General features: G+C 66.1%; 18 protein-coding genes. 12 read left to right on the top strand and 6 right to left on the bottom strand.

What is annotated here, in order from left to right:
• The first annotated feature begins 2 nt into the window (after positions 1-2).
• From ACWDTF_RS01225 to ACWDTF_RS01185, 9 genes are all read left to right on the top strand, one after another.
• The gene (locus ACWDTF_RS01225) at positions 3-1,181 is read left to right on the top strand and encodes an MCE family protein (RefSeq protein WP_449753859.1); all 1,179 of its coding nucleotides are present in this window, start codon (positions 3-5) and stop codon (positions 1,179-1,181) included.
• Positions 1,174-2,238, top strand: coding sequence for an MCE family protein (locus tag ACWDTF_RS01220; protein ID WP_355274868.1), 1,065 nt, complete (start codon positions 1,174-1,176; stop codon positions 2,236-2,238). The genes ACWDTF_RS01225 and ACWDTF_RS01220 overlap by 8 nt, the downstream gene beginning before the upstream one ends.
• The gene (locus ACWDTF_RS01215) at positions 2,235-3,458 is read left to right on the top strand and encodes an MCE family protein (RefSeq protein WP_240861237.1); all 1,224 of its coding nucleotides are present in this window, start codon (positions 2,235-2,237) and stop codon (positions 3,456-3,458) included. The genes ACWDTF_RS01220 and ACWDTF_RS01215 overlap by 4 nt, the downstream gene beginning before the upstream one ends.
• Before the next feature lie 2 nt (positions 3,459-3,460).
• Positions 3,461-4,720, top strand: coding sequence for an MCE family protein (locus tag ACWDTF_RS01210; RefSeq protein ID WP_355274871.1), 1,260 nt, complete (start codon positions 3,461-3,463; stop codon positions 4,718-4,720).
• The gene (locus tag ACWDTF_RS01205) at positions 4,702-5,973 is read left to right on the top strand and encodes an MCE family protein (RefSeq protein WP_374247548.1); all 1,272 of its coding nucleotides are present in this window, start codon (positions 4,702-4,704) and stop codon (positions 5,971-5,973) included. Before ACWDTF_RS01210 ends, ACWDTF_RS01205 begins: the two co-directional genes overlap by 19 nt.
• A complete protein-coding gene (locus tag ACWDTF_RS01200) occupies positions 5,970-7,391 on the top strand; it encodes an MCE family protein (protein WP_433256308.1) in 1,422 nt (473 codons plus the stop codon). The genes ACWDTF_RS01205 and ACWDTF_RS01200 overlap by 4 nt, the downstream gene beginning before the upstream one ends.
• Positions 7,388-8,215 (top strand): hypothetical protein, encoded by an 828-nt coding sequence (locus tag ACWDTF_RS01195; protein WP_240861244.1) that lies wholly within the window; start codon positions 7,388-7,390, stop codon positions 8,213-8,215. Before ACWDTF_RS01200 ends, ACWDTF_RS01195 begins: the two co-directional genes overlap by 4 nt.
• Positions 8,215-8,859 carry a hypothetical protein gene (locus tag ACWDTF_RS01190; RefSeq protein ID WP_240861246.1) on the top strand — a complete coding sequence of 215 codons (645 nt, stop codon included), beginning with the start codon at positions 8,215-8,217 and terminating at the stop codon, positions 8,857-8,859. Before ACWDTF_RS01195 ends, ACWDTF_RS01190 begins: the two co-directional genes overlap by 1 nt.
• Before the next feature lie 783 nt (positions 8,860-9,642).
• Positions 9,643-10,560 (top strand): hypothetical protein, encoded by a 918-nt coding sequence (locus ACWDTF_RS01185; protein WP_449753858.1) that lies wholly within the window; start codon positions 9,643-9,645, stop codon positions 10,558-10,560.
• A gap of 10 nt (positions 10,561-10,570) precedes the next feature.
• Here the strand turns inward: ACWDTF_RS01185 and ACWDTF_RS01180 are convergent, their stop codons facing one another.
• From ACWDTF_RS01180 to ACWDTF_RS01160, 5 genes are all read right to left on the bottom strand, one after another.
• Positions 10,571-11,221: an FABP family protein gene (locus ACWDTF_RS01180; protein WP_240861398.1), complete on the bottom strand. Its 651-nt coding sequence runs from the start codon at positions 11,219-11,221 to the stop codon at positions 10,571-10,573.
• 132 nt (positions 11,222-11,353) lie between these two features.
• Positions 11,354-12,505, bottom strand: a complete 1,152-nt coding sequence (locus ACWDTF_RS01175; RefSeq protein WP_449753857.1) for a hypothetical protein — start codon at positions 12,503-12,505, stop codon at positions 11,354-11,356.
• Positions 12,506-12,659: 154 nt separating this feature from the next.
• Entirely contained in the window at positions 12,660-12,965 is a 306-nt protein-coding gene (locus ACWDTF_RS01170; RefSeq protein WP_240861393.1) for a DUF1416 domain-containing protein, read from the bottom strand.
• A 6-nt stretch (positions 12,966-12,971) separates the two neighbouring features.
• A complete protein-coding gene (locus ACWDTF_RS01165; RefSeq protein ID WP_240861392.1) occupies positions 12,972-13,811 on the bottom strand; it encodes a sulfurtransferase in 840 nt (279 codons plus the stop codon).
• 305 nt (positions 13,812-14,116) lie between these two features.
• Positions 14,117-15,019: an LmeA family phospholipid-binding protein gene (locus ACWDTF_RS01160; RefSeq protein WP_449753856.1), complete on the bottom strand. Its 903-nt coding sequence runs from the start codon at positions 15,017-15,019 to the stop codon at positions 14,117-14,119.
• Between the two features lie 155 nt (positions 15,020-15,174).
• On the opposite strand from ACWDTF_RS01160, the gene ACWDTF_RS01155 reads away from it, so the two are divergent.
• From ACWDTF_RS01155 to ACWDTF_RS01145, 3 genes are all read left to right on the top strand, one after another.
• Positions 15,175-15,984, top strand: coding sequence for a winged helix-turn-helix transcriptional regulator (locus ACWDTF_RS01155; protein ID WP_240861408.1), 810 nt, complete (start codon positions 15,175-15,177; stop codon positions 15,982-15,984).
• Positions 15,974-16,879, top strand: coding sequence for a mycothiol synthase (gene mshD / locus ACWDTF_RS01150; RefSeq protein WP_355274887.1), 906 nt, complete (start codon positions 15,974-15,976; stop codon positions 16,877-16,879). The genes ACWDTF_RS01155 and mshD overlap by 11 nt, the downstream gene beginning before the upstream one ends.
• 65 nt (positions 16,880-16,944) lie before the next feature.
• The gene (locus ACWDTF_RS01145; protein WP_355274891.1) at positions 16,945-17,880 is read left to right on the top strand and encodes an endonuclease/exonuclease/phosphatase family protein; all 936 of its coding nucleotides are present in this window, start codon (positions 16,945-16,947) and stop codon (positions 17,878-17,880) included.
• A 10-nt stretch (positions 17,881-17,890) separates the two neighbouring features.
• On the opposite strand, the gene ACWDTF_RS01140 is transcribed toward ACWDTF_RS01145, so the two are convergent.
• Positions 17,891-18,187, bottom strand: coding sequence for a hypothetical protein (locus ACWDTF_RS01140; protein ID WP_240861384.1), 297 nt, complete (start codon positions 18,185-18,187; stop codon positions 17,891-17,893).
• Positions 18,188-18,430 lie beyond the last annotated feature (243 nt).

Here is an 18,430-nt window from a genome sequence, read left to right as displayed (position 1 = left end):
GGATGACACGTAGGCAGGAGCGCTCCCGCGGGGTGCGGCGGACGGCAGCAGTGGTGATGGTCGGTGTGATCGTCGCCCTGGTGGTCGGTGCGACGGCGCAGTTCCTCGGATGGTTCTCGGGCACGCAGCAGGTCACCCTGGTGGCGCCGCGTGCCGGTTTGGTGATGAATCCCGACGCCAAGGTGAAGCTGCGCGGCGTCGAGGTGGGGCGTGTCGACACCATCACCGAGACCGATGGCCAGGCGGTCCTCACCCTGAACATCGACGACTCGCAGATGGCCCACATCCCCGGCAACGTCACCGCGGACATCAAGTCCAACACGATCTTCGGTGCCAAGGCGGTGAACCTCAGCATCCCGCCGGAAGGGGCGCAGGGGCATCTGACCGCCGGGGCCGAGATCTCCGCCGATCGGGTCGTCGTCGAACTCAACACCGTCTACCAGCAGCTCGTCGCGGTACTCGCGGACCTGCAGCCGGAGAAGCTCAACGCCACGCTCGGCGCCATCAACACCGCGCTCGCCGGCCAGGGGGCCGAGATCGGGGTCGCGCTCGATCAGCTGTCGGGTCTGCTCGGCAAGACCAATCCGCATCTGCCCGAACTGAATCGGCTGTTCCGCGATGGCGCCACCGTGACCAACGTGTACGCCGACAGCATGCCGAACCTGCTGCGTACCGTCGACAACTTCACCTCGATCGGCAACAACCTCGTCGACAACAGCAGCAACCTCGACGCGCTGCTGATCAACACCACCGGAATGGCCAACACGATCGGCGGGGTCGTCGCACCCACCAAACCCACGCTGATCTCGGCGCTCACCGACATCGGTCCGGTGGCCCGGCTGCTCGGCTACAACGCACCCGGCATCAAGTGCTTCATCACGTCGACGGCGTCGGCCGCACAGATCGCCGCGCCGTACATGGGCGGAAAGAACGGCAACCTGATGCTCGACGCCAGTATCCTGCCCGGCAAGGACCCCTACCAGTACCCGTACGACTTGCCGCAGGTGCGCGGCGCGGGCCCCCCGACGTGCGAGACCGGGCTGAGCAACCCGTCGTCCACCGAGCACACGAAGTTCTACGTCACCGACAACGCCAACTACCCCTATCAGCCGAGGACCACGCCAAAGGTGAACTCCCAGAAGCTGTTCCAACTCATCTTCGGCGAGCCGGCCCGTGGATAACCGTGCCCGCGCGTTTCGCGCGACCGTCATCAAACTCGGGGCGTTCACCATCGTGATGGTGCTGGTCTTCGTCGCTCTCGTCGTCGTGTTCAGCCGGTACCGGTCGGGGTCGTCCAACGACTACACCGCCGTGTTCACCAGCGCGTCGGCCATCAAGGCGGGCAGCAAGGTGAAGATTGCCGGCGTCGAGGTGGGGTCGGTGGGAGACGTCTCGCTCAACCGCGACAACCAGGCGGAGATCGAGTTCACCGTCGACCAGAAGTACCCGGTGCCCAAGTCGGTGCGGGTGCTGGTCCGCTACGAGAACCTGACCGGCGACCGCTACCTCGAACTGCAGCAGGGCACCGGCAACGTCAACGAGTTCCTCGACGACGGTGCGGTGATCCCGGTCGCCCAGACCGAGCCCGCGCTCGACCTCGACAAGCTCGTCGGCGGGTTCAAACCGCTGTTCCGGACGCTCAACCCCGACGAGGCCAACGACCTCACCGCGTCGATCATCAAGGTGTTCCAGGGCGACGACCAAGGCCTCGCGCTGACCCAGTTGCTGACCAACACGAATCAGTTCACCAATGCGATCGCAGACCGCGACAAGCTCATCGGGCAGGTCATCGACAACCTGAACACCACCCTGGGCACCATCGACGGCGACCGCCAGGGCCTCGACACCAGTCTCGATCTCCTGCAGCAACTCGTCACCGGACTCAACGAGCAGCGCGGCACGATCGGTGCTGCGATCACCCAGACATCGCAGGTCACAACCGGACTTGCCAGTCTGTTGGGTTCCACGCGCGCGGACCTGACCCGCACGATCGCAGCGACCGGCAAGACCTCCGACGAACTACTCGTCGCCGAACCGTATATCCGGCAGCTCATCTCGCGACTGCCCGACGACTACAAGAAGCTGTCCAACCTGGGTAGTTACGGAGCATGGCTGCAGATCTACTTCTGCCGCATTCGGATTCTGCTGGGCGGACCGGGGGGTCAGCAGGTGTACTTCACCTCGAATGACGTGATGGGCAACAAGACCCGCGCCGGGGGGAGGTGTGCGCAGCAATGAGTCTGCCGTTCGGCGGCATGTTCTCCAGCCGCAGAAGCGCCTCCGACGAGGCCGACGTCGCCCGCGAGAAGAAACGCGGTGGCCGTGGCCGCGTCCAGATCGGCGTGATCGGTCTGGTCGTCACCGCGCTGGTCGTGATCACCGCGATGCAGATGGACAAGCTGCCGTTCCTCTCGCCGATCAGCACCTACAGCGCCTACTTCGACGACGCCGGCGGGCTCGTGAAGGGCGACATCGTCTCGGTGTCGGGCGTGCAGGTGGGTACGGTCGAGTCGATCGCGCTCGCCAAGACCGATCAGGGCACCAAGGTGCGGGTGTCGTTCCGCATGAACGACACCGTCGAACTCGGTGACACCTCACAGGCGGCCATCAAGACCGAAACGGTGTTGGGCCGACGCAACCTCACGGTGATCCCGCATCCGGGTGATCGGATCAAGCCGGGCGGCTCGATCCCGGTGACGCAGACGATCTCCCCGTACTCGCTGCAGGATGCGCTGGAGGGCGCCACCTCGACCCTGTCGGAGACCGATACCGACCAGCTGAACCTGGCGTTGCGGACCCTGACGGTGACCTTCCAGAACACGCCACCGCAGGTGCAGGGCGCGGTCAACGGCGTCGCACGCCTGTCGACGACCATCGCCGAACGGGACAACGCGCTGCGCGCACTTCTGTCCAAGGCCAACCAGGTCAGCAGGGTCCTCGGCGATCGCAACCAGCAGATCAATCAGCTTCTGGTGGACGCCAATTCGCTGCTCGGTGAGGTGCAGACGCGCCGCTGGGCGCTCGGTCAGCTCATCGTCGGACTCCGGGATGTGACGCGACAACTGAACGCCTTCATCGCGGAGAACAATCAGCAGCTCAAGCCGTCGCTGGACAAGCTCAACCGGGTGATGAAGATTCTCACCGACAAGGAAGCCGACCTGAAGAAGACCATCGACCGCCTCGGGCCGTATGCCAACACATTGGGCGAGGCCGTGGCGTCCGGACCGAACTTCGATTCGCTGGTCGGCGTCAGCACGTTCGGTGACTACACCGCGGCGTTCATGTCGGCGCTGCGTGGGAAGTATCCGCAGCTGTGGAAGGCGATCATGTACTCCGGCTTCCCGTTGCTGCCCAACGCGTGGAGCGCAGCGCCGCCCGCCGGCACCGACCCGCCGCGGCCGCCGGCACCGAAACCGACCTATCCGACGCTCACTCCGACACCGAGACCAGGGGGCTGACCATGACCATGGGACGTCGCGTGATCCTGGCCGGGCTGGCGGCACTGCTGGCCGTCGCCGTGGTGGTGGTCGGATTCACTGTGTTCACCCGCGCCACCACCAATACCTTCACGGCCTATTTCCCGTCGGTGACCAGCCTCTACAGCGGCGACCCGGTGCGTGTGCTCGGCGTCAACGTCGGCAAGGTCACCGAGATCACCCCGCGTCGGGGTGACGTCAAGGTTGTCCTGCAGGTCGACAAGAACGTCGACATCCCGAACGATGCCAAAGCCGTGATCGTCGCGCAGAGCCTGGTGTCGGGACGGTTCGTGCAGCTGACGCCGGTCTACTCCCAGGGCGCCGCGATGTCCGATGGCGCGACCATTCCGATGGAGCGCACCGCGGTGCCGATGGAATGGGACGACATCAAGAAGCAGCTGACCCGACTCACCGAGGCGGTCGGCCCGGAGGCCGACAACAACGGCACGGCGGCCGACGCCATCAACACCTTCGAGGCCAACCTCAACGGCAACGGTGCGGCGATCAACACGTCGATCACCCAGATGTCGGAGGTGATGGGGACGCTCGCGGCCGGCCGCGGCGACCTGTTCGCGACCATCAAGAACCTGCAGAAGCTCACGGACGCGCTGTCGCAGAGTCATGAGCAGCTCGTGCAATTCAATGGCCGGATCGCCTCGGTCAGTTCGGTTCTTGCGGAGAACACCACCGAACTGAATGGCGCACTCCACGGCCTGTCCACGGCGATGACCGAGGTGAAGACCTTCATCGACCGCAACGGCGCTTCGATCACCGCGTCGTCGCAGGGGTTGGCGAACTCGCTGCGGATCGTCGCCGACAAGGACGAACAGCTGCGTGGTCTGCTGCACTCGGCACCCAACCAGCTCGCGAACTTCTTCAACATCTACAACCCGTTGTCCGGCGCATTGTCGGGCGTGTTCGGCCTCGGGATGGGCACCAACCTGATCACGCTGCTGTGCGGGACGATGGACGCGAACAACCGGCCCGGATTCTCCGGCGCCGACGTCGACCATTGCGTCGAAGTGCTCGCCCCGATTCTCACCACGATCTCGATGAACTATCCGCCGTTCCTCGCGAACCCGGTGTCGGGCAAGAACGCCAACCGCGATCAGATCACCTACCAGAACGCGAGTGTGCGGGCGCGTGCACAACAGAACGAGCAACGCATCGACAACGAGACCCGGCGCGACAACCAGAAGTCCGGACTTCGAGGGCTGTTGATTCCATGGGAGACCGGACGATGAGGGGCGGGGCGTCGGGGCGCCGCTGGCTGGTCGTGATGTCGGTCGTGGTCGCGACGATTCTTGCGGGATGCTCCTTCGACGGCCCGAACTCGCTGCCCGTGCCGGGTGCACAGGGCACCGGCGACGGTGACTACGAGATCACCGCGGTCATCCCGACCGCCGCCGGGCTGGTCAACAACGCGCCGATCCTGATGGACGACGCGACCGTCGGCAGCGTCGGCGACATCGAGGTCAAGAACTGGAACGCTCAGGTCACGATGCGCTTGAGCAAGGGCACGATGGTGCCTGTCGGTTCGCACGTGATGGTCGGGATGACCAGCGCGCTCGGGTCGATGCATCTGCAGATCGTGCAGCCGGAGAAGCCGACCGGGGCGATGATGCAGGCCGGCGACGAGATCCCGCTCACCAAATGCCCGGAGCAGTCGAACATCGTCACCGACCCGAATGTGCCCGCGGTCCCGGACGTGAACTCCGCTCAGCAGGTCGCACTGTGCACCTACCCGACCACCGAGCAGGTGCTGAGTTCGCTGTCGGTGGTGCTCAACGGCGGTGGCCTGAGCCAGTTCGGCGACATCGTGCACGAGATGGATCAGGTGTTCTCCGGTCACCAGGACGCCATCCGGGCGCTGATCCCACGCCTCAACACGCTCGTCGGGGACCTGAATGTTCAGAAGGCCAACATCATCAAGGCCACCGAGGGACTCGACCGACTCTCGGCGACGATGAACCAGCAGAGCCCGACGATCGAGAAGGCGCTGGCCGACGGCCCACGTATCCTCCGGTTGCTCGTCGACCAGCGGGTGCATCTCACCGACATGCTGGCCGCCGTGACGAAGGTGTCGCGGACGACCAACGACGTCCTGAAGGCCAATACCGACGACATCCAGACCTTTGTCCGAGGACTGCGTCCGGCCCTGGAGCAGTTGGCGGCCACCGGTCCGGCCCTGTCGCAGTCGTTGAACATCCTGCTGACCTTCCCGTTCTACGAACCCATGATCCCGACGATCGTGAAGGGCGACTACGTCAACTCCGACCTCGTCCTTGACCTGACCCCAGCCCGGTTGAGCAAGAGCATGTTCGCCAGCATCGGACTCACGGGTCCGGAGGGCGTGCTGGGGCGTCGGGCGGGGGCCGCGGCGCGTGGCCTCAATCCGTTCACCGGTCCGCTGCAACCCGGCGGTGAGCGGCCGCGCGACACCAATGAGCCGGTGCCCGCGCCCGGAATGGTGCCGCCCGGAGGTGGTCATCGATGAAGATCAGCAAGTTCGTCCGCATCCAGCTGATCATCTTCGCGGTCGTGACCGTGGTCGCGATGGTGGCGGTGGGTGTCTACTACATCCGCGTGCCGTCGATGTTCGGGGTGGGCAGCTATCGCGTCGACCTCAACCTGCCGAGCAGCGGTGGGCTCTATGAGAATGCCAATGTCAGCTTCCGCGGCGTCAACGTCGGCAAGGTGGAGGCGGTGCGGCTCACCGACAACGGGGTCACCGCCGAGCTGACCATCCACAACGGTGCCGAGATCCCCGCGTCGTCGCAGGCGTCGGTGCGCAGCGTGTCGGCGATCGGTGAGCAGTACGTGGAGTTCACCCCTCCGCCGAATCCATCCGGCGGCAACCTCTCCGAGGGTTCACAGGTGTCGAGTACCGATGTGCCGGTGGAGATCTCGACGATGCTCGACCAGGCCGACGCGTTACTGCAGAAGGTCGGCGACACCAAGTTGCGGTCGCTGATGGACGAGGCGTTCGTCGCGTTCAACGGCACCGGCGAAGCGCTGCAACGACTTCTGGACTCGATGGCGCTGTTCGTCGACGAGGCCAACAGGAACACCGACACCACGATCTCGCTGGTCGATCAGGGGGGTGCGCTCCTCGCGACCCAGTCGCGGACCGCCGACGACATTCGCGCCTGGACGCGGGACGTCACCACCTTCACCGACCAGTTGCGGGCCAACCGGCCGGAGATCACCGACATCCTCACCAAGGGGCCGTCGACGGTGTCGACGAGCGAAGATCTGTTCGCGTCGATGAACCAGTCGTGGCCGCTACTGGTCTCCAACCTCGGCGTGGTGGCCAAGACGCAGGCCGTCTACCTGCCGAACATGCGGCAGATCCTGGTCATCTACCCGCGGCTGATCGCGGCGCTGATCACCGCACTGAACACGGGCAGCGTCAGGTACGGACCGAACGTGAACTTCTCGCTCGGTTTCCAGGACCGCCCACCCTGCAACATCGGGTTCCTGCCGAAGGAGCAGTGGCGCTTCCCGTCGGAGCAGACCGCACGCGAACTGCCCGCCGGCATGCTGTGCCGGGTGCCGCAGGACTCGAACCTCGCGGTGCGCGGTGCGCGCAACTACCCGTGCGTCGAGTACCCGGGACGACGTGCGCCGACGCCCGCGGAATGCCGGACCGGCTACAAGCCGAAGCCGGGAACCGTGGATCCATTCCAACGGGGGCTGCCGTTCGGGCTGAAATGGGAGGCGCAGCGGTCCGGTAACGTGACGCCGGGCACCCCGTCGAGCTACAACCCGGCCCCGGCGGTGTACGCAACCACATACGATCCGGCTTCCGGCGACTTCATCGGCCCGGACGGCAAGACCTACAACGCCGGTACCGGAAACAATGCGCAAGGCGGTACATGGCAGTCCCTGATCACGAAGACGGTGGGCAAATGACACCCGAATCCGACGTACACGAGAAGACCCCGACGACCCGACGCACACGACCCGTTCGCACGTCGCCGATGGGGCGGGCGAAGAAGAAGCCGAAGCCGGCGCCGGTCGAGACAACAGCCTCACCCGACGAGGCGACCTCCCCGCTGATCGAGCCGGCACCGAGCCGCAAGGCGAGGAGCCGTGTCGAGATCACTGCCGACTCCACCACCGAAATCGAACGCGATCCGAGTGAAATCGAGCGCACCGTCAGCTATCGGGAGCGACGGCAGGCGCGGATGTCGTCGGGTACCGACCGCAGCACCGTGCCGAAGGTCCGCTACCGCGGTTCGTCGTCGGGCTCGCGTCGAGACCTCGCGCTCGCGATCGTCGCCGGGGTTCTCATCCTCGCTTTCGTGGCCGCGTCTGTGGTCTTCGCCGTGGGAATCAACCGGCAGAAGGATCTCGACGCGTTGCGCGCCGAGTACTCGTCGTTCGCGTCGCAGTTCATCATCAACCTGACCAGCATGAATCCGTCGAACGTCGACCAGGTCCTCAAGACGGTGCAGGAAGACTCGAGCGGCAAGGTGAAGCAGCAGCTGCAGGATTCGTCGCAGCAGGCGGTCGGGCTGGTCCGCGACACCAATGTGGAGACCAAGACGACGATCCTCAGCGAGGCGGTCACCAAGGCCGAACCCGACGAGGGGTCGGTGATCATGGTGTTCGGCTGGCAGCAGCGTTCGCTGGACGGCAAGCTGCCGATGCAGGTGCAGACGTTCCGGTGGCGGGTCGACATGACGCGCATCAACGGCGACCTGAAGGTCACCAACTATGAGTGGGTGGCGTGATGAAGATCAGCCGGAAGCAACTGGTCGGGGCGGTGCTGGCAGTGCTGCTGGTGGCGTCCGCTACCGCCGCGGTGTTCCTGGGGATGCGCTTCTGGGACGGACGCGCGACGGAGAAATCTCGCGAGACGTCACTCGAGGCGGCCAAGCAGTACGCGGTGACGATGTTCGGCTACAACGCCGGCAACATCACCGACCACATCGATCAGTCGATGTCGATCCTGACCGGTGGGGCGAAGCCGGAATACGTCAAGACCATCACCGAGGCGAGTCTGGCAGCCGAGGTGCGCAAGCAGGATGTGGTCTCCGAGGTCACCATCCAGGATGCGGGTGTGGTGACGAACACCCGCGACACCTCGACCGTCCTTCTCTTCATCAACCAGTCGGTCACCCGCAAGGGCAACAAGGAACTGGTCAGCATCAACCCGAGCCGCCTGACGTACACGATGCAGAAAGACAGCGACCGCTGGCTGGTGAACGCGATCGACGTGATCACCGACGACTCGTTCCGCGGCAAGGTCGACGTCGTGTCGTCCGTCCCGCCCGGCGCGAAGCCGGTCCCCGGTCTCAAACCCCCGGTGTCGGCGCCGCCGAGCGGTGCGCCGTCGACCACCGTGCCGGGTGCGATTCCGGTGCCGACGCCGTAGCAGTCACCCGCTCCCTGGCTCGACGAGTTAGGTGACCGACCGCGATGACCTGCGGAAATGCGCCAGCGTCGTGCCCGCAAAATTTAGGGGAAGAGTTTCTTCCCCGGGGTTCGTAGTCGTCCGCGAGAAATTCTGGGGGAGGACACCAAGGGTCGGGGAAGAAAACTCCTCCCCTATTTCTTGTGGGCGCAGGTGCCTGGCATCGCGTTCGGCGGAGTGCGACGCCCGACGACTGGTGACTGAGCACGGGCCCGTCAGCGTCCGCTTCCGGGACATACCCGAAAGACCACCGTCAGGGGCTCGATCCTGGCCACCGGCCCCGACGCACCTTCCCGACTCAACTCGAGTTCTCGAGGATGCCCGAAAAACCCTTTGCGGCACCGCGAAAGCGGGCGTAGGTTCGCGTGTACACAAGGAAGGAGGTGGTCTGGAATTGATTGACATACGGACACGTGAGGTGACCATCCGCTAGCGCTGACCGTGTGGCATTCGTATGTCGCACGAGGCGAATCCGTCTCGGCGCCGGCGAATACCCGATGGTCACCCGGCCCCCGCACCCCGACCCGTCCGGTCGGATACGCCCGTACTCGGGTGGTGCGGGGGCCGCTTCGTGTCGCCGCCCCCGCACCCCGACCCGTCCGGTCGGATACGCCCGTACTCGGGTGGTGCGGGGGCCGCTTCGTGTCGGGGCGCGGGCATATTCGCGTAGTGGACTACTCGTGAGTCCGACGCCGGAACCGGGTGGAATTAGCACTGTCAGCCCGATCTATCGAGGAGACAGCGATGACCACCACAGCGACGCAAGCGGCCCACGCCCCCCGCGACGTGTCGTCGATCGGCGGTGCGGCAACGGGTTTCGCGGGCCGGTTCTGGGGTCCGGGTGATGTGGACTTCGGATGTTCGGACACACCGGATTTCGTCTTCGACGACCCGCACGCGGCCGGCATCTTCCACCATCTCGAGGATGGGGTCACCAGCATCCACAACCGCGGCGACGAGGTTGTCGGTGTATTGGTGCTCGGCGTCGACGGACTGCTCGAACGGGTGGTCCTGTCTCCCGGTGAGGTGACGCCGCTGCCGGCACAGGATCTGCTCTGCTATGTGCAGGGGACCCGCACCGACGGAATGCCCCGACTGTTCGGCGCGCTCTGGATGCAGGGTGGTCGGGTGATGGGCGCCACGTTGCCGATCCCCACTCGACGTGAGTTTCTCGATCAGCATTATCTGACCCCGTGGAGCGCCGACTGGAACGGTGGCTACACCCATCAGGACCATCTCGATGCCGAGGGCGACGGGCTCTCGTTCCAGTACCGCACCGGTGGGTCGTCGATCACCGTGCGCAACACCGGCGAGAAGTGGATGGCGGTGCTGCACAACGGGGGTCATGTCCGTGCGGTGACCGAGATCCCGCCGGGTGCGATGGCGACCTTCCCGGTGGACCCCGAGGCGAAGACCGGGCAGGTCTTCTCCGTGGTCGGTCGGCGCGTCGGGGGTGGCGCCGGTCGTGCGCCGTACATGTCGGCGTCGGGCACGATCCACCCGGGCTGGCCCGGCCGGCCGGGGACGGCCGCGAGCTACGGGTCGGTGGTGATCATGCTGGGCGCGGTGGTCTACAGCGCCTTGCCGAAGCGGAATCTGTACCTGGCGTGGTCGGATCGCCGCAGGCTGCGGCACGGGTGCCGGAGTCGACGCCAGGCGTGAGTGACCGCGCTCAGCCGACGTGGCGTCGTAGTTTCGCCGACAACCGGGGGGTGAGGTCGCCGTCGGCGTCGACGCGTTCCTCGACGTAGGCGAAGTCACCGTCCTCGACGAGGCCGTAGAGGCGTTTGGCGCCACCGGCGTGGCTTCCGGTCTCGGATCGGATCACCACGTCGGTGGTCAGGTTCCACGAGGTCTGATTGAGCGGACGGCCGTAGAACAGCTCGATCCAGCCCTCCGCATGCGCCAGCAGGAACTCGATGCTGTCGTCTTCGGTGATGCGCCAGAATCCGGATTCGCGAAGATCGGGCCGGACGAAGTTCGCGTCCTCGTCGATCACCCAGGAGCGTGACTCCCAGCTCAGGAAGTTCTGACCATCATGGGAGACGACGATCTGCTGGGCGAAGTGGTAGTCCTCGCCGGTGTGCGGATTGTGCCCCTCGCCCTCGCCGCGCCACACCCCGACCATCGGCAGCAGCGCGAGCAACCCGGGGTGCAGGTCGGCGCCGAGCCGGAGGTTGGCGGTGTCGGCGGGCAGCGGGAGGTCGTCCCAGGTGGGGACGTTGCGTTCACGGCTACCCGATTCGACGGCACGTGCTTCCGCTTGGTTGATCGCCTCGTCGCCGGAGCGACGCGGGTCGCCACCGGAAGCGTCGGTGCTCACGACTCGTCGGTGACCAGTCGGTAGAGCACGTAGACGGCGAACCAGGTGATCAGCAATGCCGCGAGCACCAGGAGAATCTCGAAGAAGATGACCACGGGTCGATTCTACCTTCCGGGGTTGGCGCGCTCTCGGTCAGCTACCGAACAGGCCGCCGAGGCTGCCGAAGTCGGGACCGGCGGGGCCCGAGCTCAGTGTGCAGCCGGGGCCGTACAGCATGCGGTAGACCGCGCACTTGGCGTTGCGATCGTCGAGGCGGATGACGGTGCCGTGCCGGGTGCGGCCGGGTCCGCCGATGGTGGTGATCGGTGTGGGACCCGACCACGGGCCATTGGGGGAGGGTGCCGTCGAGTAGTAGATCTTGCGGTCGCCGTAGATCTTGTCGGTGTACAGGAAGTAGGTGCCGCCGACGCGCGTCATGCTCGGCCCCTCCTGCACCCGCGCCGCGCAGTTCACGGTGCGCTGCCACGGCCCGTTGAACGACCCCGACCGCCAGACCTCGTTGCAGTTGCCGTCGCGCTTGATGTTCAGGTACTTGGTGTTGCCCTGCTGGAACAGCGAAGCGTCGATACGGTCGCGGGCGCCGGGGTTCAGATTGATGCGATTGGCGGGTCCGGCGTTGAAGATGATGCTTCGTCCGCTCGGGACCGCACGAGCGCGTCCGGCCGCGGTGATGTCGAGCTGGTTGACCCGCACCATGTACGGCGTCATCCGGTCTGCTCCGACCTGGCCGCGGTGATGTCCGAAGTAGCCCGCGGTCAGAACGATCCAGATGCTGCCGTCGGCGGCCTTGTACCAATCGGGGGCGACGATGTCGCTGCCGCGCGGCGCCGGATTCAGCGAGATGCCTGCGTAGGCCCCGTTGTTGAACTGTCGCCCTTCCGGTCTCGACCAGTTCTTGCCGTCTCGGGACACGCCGATCATCGGCCAGAACCGCCCGTTCTTGCGTGGCCAGTTCGACAGCATCCAGAAGTATCCGTTGTGGTAGATGACCGACGGATCGCTGAACGGATTCTGGCCCCGACGGTACGGCGTCGACAGGTACTTGAACGTCTTGCCGTTGGACGAGTAGTACATCGTGTCGGTCAGGTCGCCGTCACCCGAGAAGAACGTCCCGACCAGGACGTTGGATCGTGCGAACTGCTCGAATGACGGTGCCGCGTGCGCGGGCGCGACGACATGTGCCGATGCGGCTCCGAACAGGGCCAGCATCGTGATGGCCAATCGGAGGCGGAGGGATGGGCGGCGTCGTGATGCGCAGCCAGACTGCGTGACCGTCGTGGACATGCGTCAGAAATATCATGTGTCCGATTGCACGGACGTACCGAAATGCGTTCGGCGCCAACATTTCGTCCGTTCGGAGGAACGGGACCGCGAGAAACGCGAACGGCCCGGTCACCTCCGAAGAGGTGACCGGGCCGCGTCGTTGGGGACTACGCGATCACTTGCTGACGGTGATGTCGTGCTCGTGCACGCCCGGGCCGTCGGGGTTGATCGTCTGCTCGCCGTTGCCGACCGACGACAGCGCACGAATCGTCCAGGTGCCGGGAGCGGCGAAGAACCGGAAGTCACCGGTCGGGCTCGCGACGACCTCGGCGGTGAACTCACCGGTCGAGTCGAGCAGACGGACGAACGCGCCTGCCACGGCACTACCCGAGGCGTCGGTGACCTGTCCGGTCAGGACGGTCTCCTTCTCCACGTCGACGCCTGCGGGCAGTTTCTGTCCCTGTTTGGGTGCAGCACACATGATTTCTTACTTTCCTTCTCCGAGTTCGATCGGGACGCCGATCAGCGAGCCGTACTCGGTCCAGCTGCCGTCGTAGTTCTTGACGTTCTGCTGGCCGAGGAGTTCCTTGAGGACGAACCAGGTGTGGCTCGACCGCTCGCCGATGCGGCAGTAGGCGATGGTGTCCTTCGAGCCGTCGAGGCCGGCCTCACCGTAGAGCTCCTTGAGGTCCTCGTCGCTCTTGAAGGTGCCGTCCTCGTTGGCGGCCTTGCTCCACGGCACGTTGATGGCGCCGGGGATGTGGCCGGGACGCTGGCTCTGCTCCTGCGGGAGGTGAGCCGGCGCAAGGATCTTGCCGGAGAACTCGTCGGGGCTGCGCACGTCGACCAGGTTCTTGACGCCGATGTCGGCGACGACCTCGTCGCGGAACGCGCGGATGGTGTTGTCGGGCTCGCCGGCCTTGTAGGTGGTGGCCGGACGGCTCACGGCGTCGGTCGACAGCGGACGGCCGTCGAGTTCCCACTTCTTGCGGCCGCCGTCGAGGAGCTTGACGTCGTTGTGGCCGTACAGCTTGAAGTACCAGTAGGCGTAGGCCGCGAACCAGTTGTTGTTGCCGCCGTAGAGGACCACGGTGTCATCGTTGGCGATACCGCGCTCGGAGAGCAGCTTGGAGAACTGGTCGGCGTCGACGAAGTCGCGACGGACCGGATCCTGCAGATCGGTCTTCCAGTCGAGCTTGACGGCGCCTTCGATGTGGCCGCCGTCGTAGGCCGAGGTGTCCTCGTCGACCTCGACGAAGACGATGCCGTCGGTGTTGAGATTCTGCTCAGCCCATTCGGCGCTGACCAGGACATCGGAACGTGCCATGGTTGGGGTCCTTCCCAGAGATGTGTGGATGGGGTTGTGACAGGGGTGTGTTCTGACAGGGGCAACGACCAAGACGTCGGCACAGGAGTCGTCAGGCGCACGACGAACCGGTCGTCATCGACGGGTGGACGGGCCGAGGCAGGAATTAGAGCCTCGATGACCGTCAGTGCTGCGGGCGACAGCAACAGTTGGCGACTCGACAGAAGTCGATCGCCCGGCGTCGGGTGAGCAAGAACTCACGGCGCTGTTGCATGCCCACGAGGGTACAACAGGGCATCGGGCAGCCAGAAAACGCGGGGTCGTCTTCAGAATGCATCGAGGCGCAGGTCGGCCGGGCCGGCCTGCGCGTGCAGCAGGATGTCGCCGCCCAGGCTGGCCGCCCACTGCGGTGTGAGGCCCCAGGGCAGCGGAATCAACGGCAGAATCGTGGTGAACCGATCGAGGACGGCTGCCCGCATGGCCTCGGGGACGTCGGCATCGACGTGGCGTTCGGGCCCCGTGTAATAGTCGGTCGCCCGGATCGCCAGACGCCCATCCTGCACGCTCAGGTCCACCGAGACGCTGACCCTCACCTTGGGTCCGTCGAACGTCGACGCCGACGGCGGGTTGTCGGGGTCGTCGCCCGCGGACGGGGGAAGGGCGACGGTGCCGGTGAGGACAACGCCCGACTGCCTGCTGGGGGCGCCGTCCTGCGGTCCGCCGCCGCCCACCTTGCCGTCGGGTGCGGGGGTGCTCACCGTCAGATCGACGATCCCCAGGTAACGGGCCATGGTGACGGCATCGAGCTTGGTGTGGGCAGAGACGGACTCCGTGCGTACAACGTCATCGGCCGTGATGTCCCACGCGTCATCGATGTGCCACAGCCCCAGCGTCGCGCCGAGTTCACCGCGACAGCCGCCTCGACCCTCGCAGCCGGGCAGGGTGACGTCACGCGCTGCGATGACGGCACCGTCGAACCGGCCTGCACGCACGTGCGTGAGGAAAGGGAATCCGCTCAGCGTCACTTCGGGGTCGAAGGACACCCGCGGTGAGGCGGCGATCGCCCGGGACATCTGATACTCCGTGCGGATCGCCAGGCCGACGTCGGCGAGAACCGCCAGCAGTCCTGTGACCACGATCACAATGAGGGCGATGGCGACGTACCGACGGCCGGGAACCCGCCGATCGGAACCCGTGCCATGATCGCCCCGTCGATCGGGTTCGCTCACCCCTGGCCTGCCTTGTTAACAGCGAATCGCGCCATTGGCGCTATTCTGTCACCTATCGCGCACACGTTGGTAAGGCAGAGTAAACAATGGCCAGGTGCGGCGCGTAGAGGGGCCGTACGCCCGGCGGCGCATTCACAAGGAAGATCGGAGTGTCGATGGATCTCCTGCTGTTGACCGCCGACCCCAACCCCGAGGCGGTTCTGCCGTCGCTGTCGCTGCTGGCGCACACCGTTCGGGTGGCGCCCACCGAGGTCTCGTCGCTGATGGAGGCAGGTAACTCCGACGTCGCCATCGTCGACGCCCGGACCGACCTCGCAGCGGCCCGTGGACTGTGCCGCCTGCTCGGCAGCACGGGATCGGCCGTCCCGGTGGCCGCGGTGCTCACCGAGGGCGGGCTCGTGGCGGTGAACGCCGATTGGGGTATCGACGAGTTCCTGCTGCCCGGAACGGGACCCGCGGAACTCGACGCCCGACTGCGGCTGCTGGTGGTCCGTACGCGCGGGGTGACCTCCGAAGAGGCGTCGGGCAAGGTGACTTTGGGTGAACTGATCATCGACGAGGGCACCTACACCGCGCGGTTGCGCGGCCGTCCGCTCGATCTCACCTACAAGGAGTTCGAACTCCTGAAGTACCTCGCGCAGAACGCCGGCCGGGTGTTCACCAGAGCGCAACTACTCCAAGAGGTCTGGGGCTACGACTTCTTCGGCGGCACGCGGACGGTCGACGTCCACGTGCGGCGTCTGCGGGCCAAACTCGGCAGCGAACACGAATCGCTCATCGGCACGGTGCGCAACGTGGGGTACAAGGCGGTTCGCCCGAGCCGGGGTCGTTCGTCGGGTTCGGATGCGGCACTGGACGGTTCACAGGCGGAAGTCGACTCCGACGACCTCGACCTCGACGACGCCCCGCTCGGTGGCGAGGATCCGTTCGACGAGGAATTGCGCACCAGCGCCAATGGCAACTGACGGTATCGCGGTCCGCACGCGTCTCGACGACGACGAGGCTGCGCGGGCGCTCGCATTTGTACGGGAAGCGACTGCGGCAGACGGAGTTTCGCCGTTGTCGGAGCAGGCGGTCGCGGCCATCGAGACCGCCGACGGTGCCGCTGTGCACGTGCTCTCGACGGCCGGCTACGCCAACATCATTGCCGGACGGCCGGGGGAGTCCGCGATGATCGAGGCGGTCGTCGACCCCGCGCTCCGACGCCGCGGGCATGGTCGGGCGTTGCTGGACAAGGCATTCGAGGCCGCCGCGGATCTGCGATCGGAGTCCGACCCGGCGCCGCGCGTCTGGGCACACGGTGACCTGCCGGAGGCGGTGGCGTTGGCCGCCGCGATGGGTCTGCAGCGTCGCCGGGAGCTCCTGCAACTGCGCAGGTCGTTGGTCTCGGGCCCGCAGCTGCCCGACCTCGTCGTCGACGACTCGATCGTATTGCGCACCTACGCAGGCGAATCCGATGACGCCGAGATCTTGCGTGTCAACAATGCGGCCTTCGACTGGCATCCCGAGCAGGGCGGCTGGAGCCTGGCGCAGATCACCGAACGCACGTCGGCGCCGTGGTTCGACCCGCAGGGACTGTTCCTGGCATTCGACGCGGCAGCGCCGGACACCCTGCTCGGATTCCACTGGACCAAGCAGCACGACGCGGAGCTCGGTGAGGTCTACATCGTCGGCGTCGATCCGGCCGCCCAAGGGCGCGGGCTCGGTCGGCTGCTGACCCTGGCCGGACTGCATCACCTGGCCGAGGTGGGAATGCGTGAGGTGAATCTGTACGTGGAGGGCGACAACACCGCCGCGCTGCACACGTACCATCGGTTGGGATTCGACCGCTACGCGATCGACGTCGCTTACGGGAACTGAACCGAGAAGAAAGAACGTGTCCGACAACACCATCGGGGGGTGGAGTGTTGCGTTACATTGCTGCGGTGACCGGCTGGCTGCTGGTCGCCCTCGGCGTGGCCGGGGTGATCGCGCACTTCTCGGGATGGGCGAACACCGTGTGGGCCCGGGCGGCGGCGTTCACGCCGCTGATGATCCTCGGCGCGGTGGTCGGGCTGATCCTGCTCGGGCTTGCGCGGTTCGTCTGGTCGGCGGTGGTGGCGCTCGTTGTCGTCGTTGTCGGACTGGCGACTCAGGTGCCGCTGTTCGTCGGCGCCGACGAGCACGTCGCAGAGTCGGACCTGCGGGTCATGCAGGCCAATATCTATCTCGGACAAGCCGATACGACGGCTCTGGCACGGCTTGCCGACGACCGCGACATCGATGTCCTCACCGTGGTGGAGCTGACGCCCGACGCGGCCCGACGCATCGAAACGACGAGTCTGCGGGCGCGACTGCCCTTCGCCTACCTCGATCCTCGTGAGGGCGGCAGTGGTTCGGGGATCTATTCGCGCTACCCGCTCTCCGACACTCGAGAGCTCACCGGTCTGACGCACGCCAATCTCCGTGCGGTCGTGACCATTCCGGGGGTCGGACGCCGCGCGCTCTATGCGCTGCACCCGATTCCGCCCTATCCCGAACCCGCCTGGAAGTGGCAACTCGAACTGCGACGCCTCGGCGAGCAACTGCGTGCTGAGCCGTTGCCCTTGATCATCGGGACCGACGTCAACTCCACCTACGACCATCGCCCGTTCCGTGACCTGCTCGCCGGATCGGATGCGCCGTACTCGCCCGGTCTCACCGACGCGGCGGACCACCTGGGCGCGGGGATCGTCGCGACCTACCCGGCGAATCGGGCGTTCCCGCCGATGCTTGCCCTCGATCGTGTGCTGACCCGTGGCGGACCCGTTCCCACCGGGTTCGAGGCGGTCGACCTGCCCGGTTCGGACCATCGAGGTGTGGTTGCCACGGTCCGGCCGTGACGGCAGCGCATCACCGGGCTGGTGGAATGAGCCGCGGTGCCACTGTACGTAGGTCGGCATAGGTGACAATGCCAGGCTGGGCCGCGCACACCGCCGGTATGGCGTTGACGAGCGGCGCGGCGGTGATGCGGAGTCCGATCCCCCGCATCCGTGCCGGGGTGAGATCGGCCAGGTCTGCTGCTGTCGGGATGAGGCCGATACGCACATGCACGGCGGGATCGCCGACGACGTCGAGAAGGTAGCCGTGTTCGACGGTCCATGCCGGTTCCAAGGCGGTGGTCGCCACCCATCTCTGGTTCACGGCCACGACTTCGAGTGTGGTTCGGGTCCCCCTTGGGGCGGCCCCATCCGACGCCGGCGAAGTTCGCGTCGCCCACGAACTGTGAGACGTCCACCGATTCCGTCATCGACACGTGGCTGACACTGGTGGACAGGCCACCGGCCACTGCTGCCGCCAGCTGTGCGAAGCCGGGGTTCATGCCACTGCCGAAAAGCGAGGCTCCTCCGGCGGCGGCTGCCGCTTCCAACGATGCGCGGTCCGACGGCGACA

Source organism: Gordonia sp. NPDC003422, assembly GCF_053588675.1.
Note: the sequence above shows the minus strand (reverse complement) of the source record. Positions and strands in the feature narration are given on the sequence as shown.

Excerpts from the sequence above, each read along its gene's own strand:
- ACWDTF_RS01225 (WP_449753859.1), top strand. The coding sequence starts at position 3 with ATGACACGTAGGCAGGAGCGCTCCCGCGGGGTGCGGCGGACGGCAGCA.
- ACWDTF_RS01215 (WP_240861237.1), top strand. The coding sequence starts at position 2,235 with ATGAGTCTGCCGTTCGGCGGCATGTTCTCCAGCCGCAGAAGCGCCTCC.
- ACWDTF_RS01210 (WP_355274871.1), top strand. The coding sequence starts at position 3,461 with ATGACCATGGGACGTCGCGTGATCCTGGCCGGGCTGGCGGCACTGCTG.
- ACWDTF_RS01205 (WP_374247548.1), top strand. The coding sequence starts at position 4,702 with ATGGGAGACCGGACGATGAGGGGCGGGGCGTCGGGGCGCCGCTGGCTG.
- ACWDTF_RS01200 (WP_433256308.1), top strand. The coding sequence starts at position 5,970 with ATGAAGATCAGCAAGTTCGTCCGCATCCAGCTGATCATCTTCGCGGTC.
- ACWDTF_RS01195 (WP_240861244.1), top strand. The coding sequence starts at position 7,388 with ATGACACCCGAATCCGACGTACACGAGAAGACCCCGACGACCCGACGC.
- ACWDTF_RS01190 (WP_240861246.1), top strand. The coding sequence starts at position 8,215 with ATGAAGATCAGCCGGAAGCAACTGGTCGGGGCGGTGCTGGCAGTGCTG.
- ACWDTF_RS01185 (WP_449753858.1), top strand. The coding sequence starts at position 9,643 with ATGACCACCACAGCGACGCAAGCGGCCCACGCCCCCCGCGACGTGTCG.
- ACWDTF_RS01175 (WP_449753857.1), bottom strand. The coding sequence starts at position 12,505 with ATGTCCACGACGGTCACGCAGTCTGGCTGCGCATCACGACGCCGCCCA.
- ACWDTF_RS01170 (WP_240861393.1), bottom strand. The coding sequence starts at position 12,965 with ATGTGTGCTGCACCCAAACAGGGACAGAAACTGCCCGCAGGCGTCGAC.
- ACWDTF_RS01165 (WP_240861392.1), bottom strand. The coding sequence starts at position 13,811 with ATGGCACGTTCCGATGTCCTGGTCAGCGCCGAATGGGCTGAGCAGAAT.
- ACWDTF_RS01155 (WP_240861408.1), top strand. The coding sequence starts at position 15,175 with ATGGATCTCCTGCTGTTGACCGCCGACCCCAACCCCGAGGCGGTTCTG.
- mshD (WP_355274887.1), top strand. The coding sequence starts at position 15,974 with ATGGCAACTGACGGTATCGCGGTCCGCACGCGTCTCGACGACGACGAG.